This window comes from Streptomyces sp. enrichment culture (assembly GCF_964272895.1).
Taxonomy (GTDB): domain Bacteria; phylum Actinomycetota; class Actinomycetes; order Streptomycetales; family Streptomycetaceae; genus Streptomyces.
Genome location: NZ_OZ186832.1, coordinates 1,149,626 through 1,158,900, shown reverse-complemented (window position 1 = coordinate 1,158,900; position 9,275 = coordinate 1,149,626). Strand labels below are relative to the sequence as shown.

Below are 9,275 nucleotides of genomic sequence, written 5' to 3'. Positions count from 1 at the left end.
GGCGGGGTGCCCGTACGGCCGCGGTGGCCGGCCACTGCCGCGAAGGGTCATGGCGTGGTCAGCCAGCGGTCCCTCAGGGCTGCCAGCACGGTGATGGAGACGGTGAGGAGGACGAGGCTGAGGGCGATGGCGGCGGGCGGGTCGTTCTGCAGGGCGAGGTAGACGGCCAGGGGCATGGTCTGGGTCTGGCCGGGGAAGTTGCCCGCGAAGGTGATGGTGGCGCCGAACTCGCCGAGCGCGCGGGCCCAGGCGAGGACGGAGCCGGCTGCGACGCCGGGGGCGATGAGGGGGAGGGTGACGCGGCGGAAGGCCGTGAGGCGGGAGGCGCCGAGGGTGGTGGCGGCCTCCTCGTAGCGGGGGTCGGCGGCGCGCAGGGTGCCCTCGACGCTGATGACGAGGAACGGGAGCGCCACGAAGGTCTCCGCGATCACCACGCCGGTCGTGGTGAACGGGAGCGTGACGCCGAACCACGTATCGAGCCACTGGCCGACCACGCCGTTGCGGCCGAGCGCGAGGAGGAGGGCCACGCCGCCCACCACCGGGGGCAGGACCAGGGGCAGGGTCACCAGCGCCCGTACGAGGCGGCGGCCGGGGAAGTCGGTGCGGGCCAGCAGCCAGGCCAGGGGTACGCCGAGGATCAGACTCAGGGCTGTGGCCGCGGTCGCGCAGATCAGGGACAGGCGCAGTGCCTGCCAGACCTCGGGGCTGCTCAGCTGGTCCGGCAGGGTGCTCCAGGGTGTGCGGACGAGCAGCGCGAGGAGGGGGAGCAGGAGGAACGCCAGGCCCAGCAGGGCCGGGACGAGCAGGGCGAGGGGGACCCGGTGCGCCGGGCGGGGCGCGGGTCTCCCCGGTGTGGTGGGCTGGGCGTCTTGCGGTGTCACGGCTGCAGGAATCCCGCTTCGGTCAGTACCCGCCGGCCCTCCGCGGACCTCACCAGGGTGATGAAGGCCCTCGCGGCTTCGGCGTTGCGGGCGTCCTTGAGTACGGCGATCGGATAGTCGTTGATCGCCTCGGCGGACTCCGGGAAGGACACGCCCTGCACCTTGTCGCCCGCCGCCTTCACGTCCGTCCGGTAGACGAGCGCGGCGTCCGCCTCCTTCAGCTGGACCTTCATCAGGGCGCCCTTGACGTCCTGCTCGTAGGAGACGGGGGTGAGCTTCACACCGCCGGAGTCGAGGGCCTTCTGTGCGGCCGAGCCGCACGGCACCTCCTTGTCGCACAGGACGACCTTCAGGCCCGGCCGGGTGAGGTCCTTCAGGGAGGTGATCCGGTCCGGGTTGCCCGGCAGGGTGGCGATCTGGAGCTGGTTGCGGACGAAGGTCACGGGGGCGCCGGCGGTGGCGTCCGCGTCCCGGACGACCGCCATGGTGCTGGGGCCGGCCGCCGCGAAGACATCGGCGGGGGCACCTCCGGTGATGCTGGCGGCGAGCGAGTCGCTGCCGCCGAAGCTGAAGGTGACCTGGGTGCCCGGGTACCGCTCCTCGAAGCGTTCGCCGAGCTCGGTGAAGCTCTCCTTGAGGGAGGCGGCCGCGAAGACGGTGACCGTGCCGGAGACCTCGGAGCCCGCCCCGTCGGACTCCGCCGACGAGGAGCACGCCGTCAGGGCCAGCAGTGCGGCGGAGCCGGCCGCGACCGTCCGTACCCGGGCGGGCGTCACGGCGAGAGGCGTTCGGCGGGTCGGCACAGGTCCACTCCTGTCGTCACTTCCGGGACCGGGCACGCCTCAGCGGCCCGGCCGATACGGCGATCATACTGACGCAGATGCGGGCTGAAAGTCTGCTGGAGCATCGCATGAGCGAGGGTTCGACGGGGTGTGGGTCCGCACATGCGGGGGCGGTCGTACGGCCGTCAGGTGCGGTCGATATGGACGTTTGTCGACTTCACGCGGGCCGTCGCCTCCATGCCGACCTCCAGGCCCAGCTCCTCCACGGCCTCGCGGGTCAGCAGGGAGACCAGCCGGTGGGGGCCCGCCTGGATCTCCACCTGGGCGGCCACATCGCCGAGCTTGATCGCGGTGACGATGCCGGGGAAGGCGTTGCGGGCCGAGGTGTACGGGGGCTCGTCGGCGTCGGTGGCGGCCGGGGCGGCCTGGGCCAGCTCCACGGAGAACGCGGCGAGGTCCCTGCCGTCGATGAGGCGGCGTCCGCTGTCGTCGCGGTGGGTGGCCACGCGGCCGGCGTCGGCCCAGCGGCGGGCGGTGTCGGGGCTCACGCCGAGCAGCCGGGCGGCCTGGCCGATGGTGTAGGACTGCATGCCCGCACGATATGCCGACGCCGTCCGGCGCCGGCGCCACCACCGGTCGTCGGGCGCCGTCCGGGGTGAAGCGACGGACACATGGATCGGGGCCGGTGCGCGGTGGAGTGCCGCGGCCGGCCCCTGGGTGCGTCGGGCGACGGGCGCCCGACCTGCTCAGGCGGCTGTCGCCACCCTGCTGGCGTCCAGCGGGCGGTGCGGGGCGATGATCTGGCCGTCCGGCAGGAGCTCACCGGTGTCCTCGAAGACGACGACGCCGTTGCACAGCAGGCTCCAACCCTGCTCAGGGTGAGCCGCCACGAGGCGGGCGGATTCCCGGTCGGCGGAGTCGGCGGAAGGGCACGGTGGCTGGTGCTGGCACATGGGTGGGATCTTTCGCTCTGTCGTGGTGGGTGAGTTGGCTGTGGTGTCTGTCCCGCGGCGTGGTGTGTCGTTCATGGCCGCCCCCCGTTGTGATAAGTCGGTCCGGAACCAAGTGTTGCCCCACGGGCGTCGATCCGCAGGGATTTCGCAGCACCGCTTCTCACAGGTTGAGGACGCGGTCACCCGCGCGGACGGTTCACGTCAACTGCACGGTCCTTTCGGATGGTTCCTGGTGGCCGCAAATGGCTAGTCCGGGTGGGTGGTGGGCGGCGCGCGGGCTCGTAGGAGCTCCGCTCCGCTCGGACGAGTGGGCGGGCGAGCCGAGGCCGGGCCCCGCCGGGCGAACCGAGAGTGCGCCCGGCGCGCGGAGCAAGAGCGGGCCCCGCCGCACGGACGGGTGCGGCGGGGCGGGGGAGTGGCGGCAGGGGCTCAGGCAGGCGAGCCCATCAGGGGCGGCGCGGTGGGCGTGACCCGGCGGGTGAGCAGGGGCAGCAACTCGGCGACCTGGTGCGGCCGGTGGGCCGCGATGCCCGGCGGGGCGGGGGCGAGGGGGACCAGCAGATCGGTGGGCCGGGGTCCGCCGGTGGAGCCGTCGGCCGCGCAGTCGCCGTGCAGCCACAGCGTCAGCATGTACAGGCCGGGAATGGAGAGCAGACGCGGCTGGTACGCCTGGGGCAGGCTCTCGGCCTGGCGCAACGCCCGCTCGGTGGAGGCGATGTAGGGGCCCTCGAAGAAGTGGGCGAACGCCCAGCCGTCCGGGGTCAGCCTGGTCTCGGCGGCGGCCAGGGCATGCTCTCCGCTGAAGATCAGGAAGCGCCAGCCGGCCAGCCTGGTGGCGGGCGCGCCCGTGGCGGTGATCCCCTCCAGGACGTGTACCGGCAGGGGGAGTTCGGGTGTCACGGGTCCCGGTGCGCTGCGCAGGGACGGGGTCGGGGCCTCACGGACGGCGGTGGGGGAACCGAGGGCCGTGAGGACGGAACGGAGCGCGGGCGCGGGAGCCTCGGGGACATGCAGCGGCATGGTGGGTCGCCTCTCATTCGACAGGCAGGGTGGCGCGAGGGCGGGGCGGTGCGGGGCGGACGACGCTGTCTGCTCACGAGGTCAGAGAGGCGGAGGCCAGGGTCTGTGACGCGGGGGTGGGCGGTCTTGCCGGATACCGGCTCGACGGCAGGTCCGTGCGACCGCGGGCGCCAACCTTCTGCCTTGTGGGCGGAGTTTATACGACAAATGTTCAGTCGATGTTTCTTCTAGCGGTTACCGTGAAGTCCGGCAAGGGACAATTCGGTCGGTGGAATGCGGGAATCATACCCATTCCCCGTCCATTGCAAGCCGATGACCTCGGGCTTCACACCTCACGCGGTCGGCCGATTCTCGTCGGCGTTTTTCACGAGTCAACGGCTTCGGAAAGTGCGGGGTGCGGCTTGCCGGTGGAATGTGCCCCTGTCGCGCCGTGGCCCGTGGTACGAGAGTAGCGGTACGAGGGCGGCCGCGGGGGCGTTATGGATCGCTCGGGCTGGGCATCATCCCCCCTGACCCAGACCCGGCGGCCGGTTCCTCGGCCCGCCCATCCGAGGAGGGACGCTTCGATGGGGGAGAAGGTCGTGGCAGGCGCGTTCGACCTGTCCGATCGGCAGCGCTACCGGGACAAGCTCCGGCGGTGCCTGAGGGGGCTGGAGCGGCTGCTGGAGGAGAAGCGGTTCGACCGGCCCAAGAACCTCATGGGTCTGGAGATCGAATTGAATCTCGCGGGGTCCGACGGCATGCCGCGAATGTTGAATGCGCAAGTCCTGGAACGGATCGCGAGCCAGGATTTCCAAACGGAACTCGCCACGTTCAATCTTGAGGTGAACATCGCTCCGCACCGGCTCGGCGGGCGGGTTTTCGACCGGCTCGCCGAAGAACTCCGCATCGGGCTGGCATATGCCCACCGGAAAGCGGCGGAACTCGACGCCGGGATCGTGATGATCGGGATTCTGCCCACCCTGGAGCACGAGCACCTGGTGTCCGCGAATCTCTCCGCAGCGGACCGCTACACGCTGCTCAACGACCAGATCGTCGCGGCCCGCGGCGAGGACTTCACGCTGGACATCGACGGGGTGGAGCGCCTGACGTGCACGTCCACCTCCATAGTCCCCGAGGCCGCCTGCACCTCCGTACAACTGCATCTCCAGGTCACCCCGGCCCGGTTCGCCGATGTGTGGAACGCCGCCCAGGTGGCCGTCGCTCCGCAGATAGCCGTCGGCGCCAACTCGCCGTTCCTGTTCGGCCGTGAGCTGTGGCGCGAGTCGCGCCCGCCGCTGTTCCTGCAGTCCACCGACACGCGCCCGCCCGAGCTCCAGGCCCAGGGCGTGCGGCCGCGCACCTGGTTCGGGGAGCGCTGGATCGGCTCGGCGTACGAGCTGTTCGAGGAGAACCTGCGCTACTTCCCGGCGCTGCTGCCGATCTGCGACGAGGAGGACCCGCTGGAGGTGCTCGACGCCGGCGGCGTCCCGCGCCTCGGGGAGCTCGTCCTGCACAACGGCACCGTCTACCGCTGGAACCGGCCGGTCTACGGCATCGCCGACGGCGTCCCGCACCTGCGCGTGGAGAACCGTGTGCTGCCCGCCGGACCCACCGTCACGGACGTCGTCGCCAACGCCGCCTTCTACTACGGACTGGTGCGGGCGCTGGCCGAGGAGGCGCGGCCGGTGTGGACCAGGCTGCCGTTCGAGGCGGCGGCCGCCAACTTCGACGCCGCCTGCCGCCTCGGCATCGACGCCCGTCTGCGCTGGCCGCGGCGCGGTCGCTACGGCGGTGTCGGCGAGATCGACGCCGTCACCCTCGTACGCGACGAACTGCTGCCGCTCGCCGCGGCCGGGCTGGACGCGTGGGGGGTGGAGCCGGCCGACCGCGATCTGTATCTCGGGGTGATCGACGAGCGTTGCCGGCGGCGCGTCAACGGAGCCTCCTGGCAGGTCGCCACCTTCCACAAGGCCCTGGAGTCCGGGCTGACGCGGCCGGAGGCGCTGGCCGCGACCACCCGGCGCTACAGCGAGCTGATGCGGCAGGGCGAGCCGGTGCACACATGGCCGGTGGGTCTGCCGGAGCCCGCGCGACTGGGATGACGCCCGCAGCGGTGCCGCTTGCGCGCTGGTGACTTCTGTGCCCCGGGCCGCTGTCGCCGTGCCCTCTCGTGCCCCGTGGTCTTTGCCGCTGTTCCGGCAGGTGATGATGGGGCGACGTACGGGTGAGCGCGGCGGGAGGCTGGTGTGCGGGCGGACGTGGGGCCGGTGGGCGGACCGGTGGCGGGAGAGGGGCTGTCCCGGCGGATTCTGCGGGACGAGACACTGCTCGTGCTGGCGCTGTCGCTCGGCGCGAGCGGGGTCTCCGCGCTGATCAGTTTCGTCGGGTCGGTCACCAGGCCGGGCGGGCTGAAGGACCAGGCGGCCACCCTCAACGCCTCGGCCGCGCCGGGCCGGCCCTGGCTGGACCTGGCCTGGCAGCTGTTCGGCATCACCACGGCCCTCGTACCGGTCGCGCTCGTCGCGCACTTCCTGCTGCGCGAGGGCCACAGCCTGCGCACCCTCGGCTTCGACCGCACCCGGCCCTGGCCCGACCTGGGCCGCGGCGCCGCGATCGCCGCGGTGATCGGCAGCACCGGCATCGCCTTCTACCTCGCCGCCCGCGCCCTCGGCTTCAACCTGACCGTGGTGCCCGAGGCCCTGCCCGAGGTGTGGTGGAAGTATCCGGTGCTCGTCCTCTCGGCGATCCAGAACTCCGTCCTGGAGGAGGTGATCGTCGTCGCCTATCTGCTGCGCCGGCTGGACCAGTTGGGCTGGTCGCCGGGGCGTTCGCTGATGGCCAGCTCCGTGCTGCGCGGCTCCTACCACCTCTACCAGGGCATCGGCGGCTTCATCGGCAACCTGGTGATGGGGGTGGTGTTCGTGTACCTCTACCGGCGCTGGGGCCGGGTGGGGCCGCTGGTCGTGGCGCACTCGCTGCTCGACATCGGGGCCTTCGTGGGGTACGGGCTGCTGGCCGGGAAGGTGGACTGGCTGCCGACGGCGTGAGGGCGTGAGGAAGGGGGCGTACGGCATCGTCGTACGCCCCCTTTCTGTTCGCTGTCACGCGAGCAGTTCTTCTGCTTGCTGTCAGACGAGCAGTTCGCCGTCGATCGTCGTGACCGCGCGGCCGGTCAGCAGGGTGCGGTCGCCGGTGAGGCGGGTGCGGACCAGGCCGGAGCGGGGGGACGCCTGGAGGCCGGTCAGGTCGGTACGGCCGAGGCGCTCGGACCAGAAGGGGGCGAGCGCGGTGTGGGCGCTGCCGGTGACCGGGTCCTCGTCGATGCCGACGTTGGGGAAGAAGCAGCGGGACACGAAGTCGTGGTCGCCGGACGGTTTCTCGGCGCGGGCCGTGGCGATGACGCCGCGGGTGGAGTGGCGGGCGAGGGCCTTGTGGTCGGGGGTCAGGCCGAGGACCGTCTTCTCGTCGGGGAGTTCGACGAGCAGGTCGCCGACGTTCGGGCCGGTGTCGAAGGTGCCGAGCGGTGCGGCGCCGAGGGCCTCGGCGATGCCGTCGGGGATGTCGACGCGGGTGAGCGGGGCGGTCGGGAAGTCCAGGGTGATCCAGCCGTCCTCGCCGGGCGTCGCGACGAGGACCCCGCTGCGGGTGGCGAACCGCACCGGGCCCCGGTGGGCGCCCGTGGTGTGCAGGACGTGGGCGGTGGCCAGGGTGGCGTGACCGCACATGGCCACCTCGGCGACGGGCGTGAACCAGCGCAGCGCCCAGTCGGCGTCACCGCCCTCGGGGAGGGGGTGCGCGAAGGCCGTCTCGGCGTGGTTCACCTCCTGCGCGATGTCCTGGAGCCGGTCGTCCTCCGGGAAGGCGTCCAGGAGCAGGACTCCGGCCGGGTTGCCCGCGAAGGGGCGGTCGGTGAAGGCGTCGACGATTCGAATCCGCATGGGCACGAACGGTAGAGGGATCGCAAAGCCGCAGGCCAATGCCAATTCCGGGCCTCTGGACCGGTCGGGGGTTGTCGTAAGAAGTGTTCCGATATATCGTTGAAGCATCGCGAACGATACGCGACAGATCAACGAGTGAATGGAGTGGTGACGATGCGCACCCATGGTTTCGAGCGCGGACATCGGCAGGGCGGCCCCTTCTCGCGGGGCGGGCACGGCTTCGAGGGGCAGCGGGCGGCCTTCGGTCCGTTCGGGCCCGGCGGTCATGGAGGGCCGGGGTTCGGCCCCGGCTTCGGTCCGGGACCCTGGGGAGGCCGCGGGCGCGGCGGTCCCCGGGGGAGGGCGCGGCGCGGGGATGTACGGGCGTCGATTCTGGCTCTGCTCAGGGACCGGCCGATGCACGGGTACGAGATGATCCAGGAGATCGCCGAGCGCAGTGGCGGGGCCTGGCGGCCCAGTCCCGGATCGGTCTACCCGACCCTCCAGCTGCTGGAGGACGAGGGGCTGATCGTCAGTGAGAGCGACGGCGGGAAGAAGCTGTTCTCCCTCACCGACGCCGGTCGCGCGGCGGCCGAGGAGGGCTCCGAGGCCCCCTGGGAGGACGCCGGGCGCGGGGTCGACTGGGAAGCCCTGGGGGAGATCCGGCAGGCCGGGTTCGGGCTGATGGAGGCATTCGGGCAGGTCTGGCGGACCGGCAGCAAGGAACAGCGCGACAAGGCGCTGGCGGTCGTCAACGAGGCCCGCAAGAAGCTGTACCTCATCCTCGCCGACGAGGACTGACGCCGATACGTCGTCGATACGCCTCCCTCGCGCTGCGGAGGTCGGCCTCCCTCGCACTACGGAGGTCAGGGCGCCCCGTGCCGTTCGGCGCGGGGCGCCCTCGCGTGTGCCCGGCGTGCCCCTCAGGTCACCAGGGCGCCCAGTCTGCGCAGCGACTCCTCCAGGGCCGCCGTCGCCGAGTCCTTGAGGCGGCCCGCCATCAGGGAGACGGCCGCTCCCGTGAACTCCCCGTCGATGCGCAGCGAGGTGGCCTCGCCCTGCGGAGTGAGGGTGTAGCGCGTGGCGAGGCTCACCGCCATCGGGCCCTTGCCCCGGATCGCCAGCAGCCGGGCCGCTTCCAGTTCCTCCACGGTCCACTCGACCTCGGCCGGGAAGCCCATGAGCTTCATGTTCTCTGTGTACGTCGTGCCCACCGCCAGGATCCCGGGCGCGCCCGCGGGGAAGCCGGTGTGCGTCGCGTTCCACTCGCCGTAGGCGGACCAGTCGGTGAGCTGGGCCCACACCTTCTCCGCGGGTGCCTCGATCCGTGCACAAGCGCTGACTTCGGCCATGCGACCACCTCTTCGCGTCGGGCTGCGGTGCCGCGGAACGTAGCCCCGGAGGTGCGAACCTTCAATACTGATGGGCCGTCAGATGTCGTGACGCCGGGACCGCCTCAGCCCACCTTGCGTATCACCGCCGCGTCGAACAGGTCCCAGGCGCGGGGATGGGGGCCCTCGTCGTGGCAGTGCCATGCCTCCCAGAACAGGTCGGCCAGCAGTGCGTCCTCCGGGGCGTACACCCGGTACACGTACTGCCTGCCGTCGACGGCCGGAAGCTCCACCAGCCAGCAACCGCTCTCCACGTAAGGGAGGGACGAGCCGGGGGTGGCCCGCGGTTGCCTGTGGGGCGTGAGGCAAACCGGCGCGCGCCCCTTGCGGAACTGTGGCGGGATCTCAT

General features: G+C 71.8%; 11 protein-coding genes. 3 read left to right on the top strand and 8 right to left on the bottom strand.

The features are described from left to right. Positions 1-47: 47 nt before the first annotated feature. From ACSU6M_RS05250 to ACSU6M_RS05230, 5 genes are all read right to left on the bottom strand, one after another. The gene (locus ACSU6M_RS05250; RefSeq protein ID WP_437067477.1) at positions 48-881 is read right to left on the bottom strand and encodes an ABC transporter permease; all 834 of its coding nucleotides are present in this window, start codon (positions 879-881) and stop codon (positions 48-50) included. Continuing rightward, the gene (gene modA, locus ACSU6M_RS05245) at positions 878-1,684 is read right to left on the bottom strand and encodes a molybdate ABC transporter substrate-binding protein (protein WP_437067475.1); all 807 of its coding nucleotides are present in this window, start codon (positions 1,682-1,684) and stop codon (positions 878-880) included. Before modA ends, ACSU6M_RS05250 begins: the two co-directional genes overlap by 4 nt. A 164-nt stretch (positions 1,685-1,848) precedes the next feature. Beyond that, complete coding sequence (locus ACSU6M_RS05240) at positions 1,849-2,253, bottom strand: TOBE domain-containing protein (protein ID WP_437067474.1); 405 nt, start codon at positions 2,251-2,253, stop codon at positions 1,849-1,851. 156 nt (positions 2,254-2,409) lie between these two features. Next, positions 2,410-2,616 carry a DUF5999 family protein gene (locus ACSU6M_RS05235; protein WP_437067473.1) on the bottom strand — a complete coding sequence of 69 codons (207 nt, stop codon included), beginning with the start codon at positions 2,614-2,616 and terminating at the stop codon, positions 2,410-2,412. A gap of 429 nt (positions 2,617-3,045) precedes the next feature. Beyond that, the gene (locus tag ACSU6M_RS05230; RefSeq protein WP_437067471.1) at positions 3,046-3,636 is read right to left on the bottom strand and encodes a hypothetical protein; all 591 of its coding nucleotides are present in this window, start codon (positions 3,634-3,636) and stop codon (positions 3,046-3,048) included. Between the two features lie 566 nt (positions 3,637-4,202). On the opposite strand from ACSU6M_RS05230, the gene ACSU6M_RS05225 reads away from it, so the two are divergent. Then, entirely contained in the window at positions 4,203-5,720 is a 1,518-nt protein-coding gene (locus tag ACSU6M_RS05225) for a glutamate--cysteine ligase (protein WP_437067470.1), read from the top strand. 144 nt (positions 5,721-5,864) lie between these two features. After that, positions 5,865-6,665, top strand: a complete 801-nt coding sequence (locus ACSU6M_RS05220; protein ID WP_437067468.1) for a CPBP family intramembrane glutamic endopeptidase — start codon at positions 5,865-5,867, stop codon at positions 6,663-6,665. Positions 6,666-6,746: 81 nt separating this feature from the next. Here the strand turns inward: ACSU6M_RS05220 and ACSU6M_RS05215 are convergent, their stop codons facing one another. Beyond that, positions 6,747-7,556, bottom strand: coding sequence for a PhzF family phenazine biosynthesis protein (locus tag ACSU6M_RS05215; protein ID WP_437067466.1), 810 nt, complete (start codon positions 7,554-7,556; stop codon positions 6,747-6,749). Between the two features lie 153 nt (positions 7,557-7,709). Here ACSU6M_RS05215 and ACSU6M_RS05210 point away from each other — a divergent pair, with 153 nt between their 5' ends. Beyond that, positions 7,710-8,336 carry a PadR family transcriptional regulator gene (locus tag ACSU6M_RS05210; RefSeq protein WP_437067465.1) on the top strand — a complete coding sequence of 209 codons (627 nt, stop codon included), beginning with the start codon at positions 7,710-7,712 and terminating at the stop codon, positions 8,334-8,336. A gap of 122 nt (positions 8,337-8,458) precedes the next feature. Here the strand turns inward: ACSU6M_RS05210 and ACSU6M_RS05205 are convergent, their stop codons facing one another. Both ACSU6M_RS05205 and ACSU6M_RS05200 read right to left on the bottom strand, forming a co-directional pair. After that, positions 8,459-8,887, bottom strand: a complete 429-nt coding sequence (locus tag ACSU6M_RS05205) for a type II toxin-antitoxin system Rv0910 family toxin (RefSeq protein ID WP_437067464.1) — start codon at positions 8,885-8,887, stop codon at positions 8,459-8,461. 104 nt (positions 8,888-8,991) lie between these two features. After that, entirely contained in the window at positions 8,992-9,180 is a 189-nt protein-coding gene (locus tag ACSU6M_RS05200; protein WP_437075460.1) for a hypothetical protein, read from the bottom strand. Positions 9,181-9,275: the final 95 nt, after the last annotated feature.

Excerpts from the sequence above, each read along its gene's own strand:
- ACSU6M_RS05230 (WP_437067471.1), bottom strand. The coding sequence starts at position 3,636 with ATGCCGCTGCATGTCCCCGAGGCTCCCGCGCCCGCGCTCCGTTCCGTC.
- ACSU6M_RS05235 (WP_437067473.1), bottom strand. The coding sequence starts at position 2,616 with ATGTGCCAGCACCAGCCACCGTGCCCTTCCGCCGACTCCGCCGACCGG.
- ACSU6M_RS05225 (WP_437067470.1), top strand. The coding sequence starts at position 4,203 with ATGGGGGAGAAGGTCGTGGCAGGCGCGTTCGACCTGTCCGATCGGCAG.
- ACSU6M_RS05205 (WP_437067464.1), bottom strand. The coding sequence starts at position 8,887 with ATGGCCGAAGTCAGCGCTTGTGCACGGATCGAGGCACCCGCGGAGAAG.
- ACSU6M_RS05210 (WP_437067465.1), top strand. The coding sequence starts at position 7,710 with ATGCGCACCCATGGTTTCGAGCGCGGACATCGGCAGGGCGGCCCCTTC.
- ACSU6M_RS05215 (WP_437067466.1), bottom strand. The coding sequence starts at position 7,556 with ATGCGGATTCGAATCGTCGACGCCTTCACCGACCGCCCCTTCGCGGGC.
- ACSU6M_RS05240 (WP_437067474.1), bottom strand. The coding sequence starts at position 2,253 with ATGCAGTCCTACACCATCGGCCAGGCCGCCCGGCTGCTCGGCGTGAGC.